Source organism: Mesorhizobium sp. M7A.F.Ca.US.005.03.2.1 (genome assembly GCF_003997795.1).
In the GTDB taxonomy this organism is placed as follows: Bacteria; Pseudomonadota; Alphaproteobacteria; order Rhizobiales; family Rhizobiaceae; genus Mesorhizobium; species Mesorhizobium ciceri.
Window position 1 is genome coordinate 1 of the sequence record NZ_RZRP01001533.1, and the last position, 578, is coordinate 578.

Sequence of the window (578 nt, forward strand, 5' to 3'; positions counted from 1 at the left end):
CCGTCGAATATGCCCACCAGCGTGACGTCCCGGTCTTCTCTGCAGTTGGCTATCTCACCTCGCCTTATGCGGTGAACACTTCGGCTAACTTCGTCGTCGGTGGCAGCATGCTCGGCGAATGGATGGCCAAGCAGATCAACGGCAAGGGCAATGTCCTGATAGTCGAAGGCATTCCAGGCGCGTCGGCGTCGGACTCGCAGAATGTCGGCGTTCTGAAGGCCCTGGCCAAATACCCGGACATTAAGGTCGTGGGCCAGGTTGCCGGCATGTGGACGGACCAGGTTGCCCAGTCCGAAATCCAGAAGTGGCTGGCCACCAATCCGGGCGATCTGAACGGCATCATCATTCAGTCGGCATCTGAACTGGGCGCCTTGCGCGCGCTGCAGCAAAGCGGCCGCGATATGGTCCCGTTCTCGATTGGCGGTGAAATCGGCGCCCTTTGCTATTGGCGCAACAACAAGGATTTCGTCTCACAGGCGATCCATGCCTGGCCACCGGGCGACGACTTCGAGTTCGGCTGGAATGTCATGATGCGCACGCTCGAGGGTCAGGGCCCGAAGGTCCAGTCCATCCTGACC

1 protein-coding gene is annotated in these 578 nt (G+C 60.2%); it reads left to right on the forward strand.

Annotated features, from left to right (window positions below):
* On the forward strand, nucleotides 1-578 hold a 578-nt coding region (locus EN991_RS38950; RefSeq protein ID WP_164769799.1), incomplete at both ends, for a substrate-binding domain-containing protein.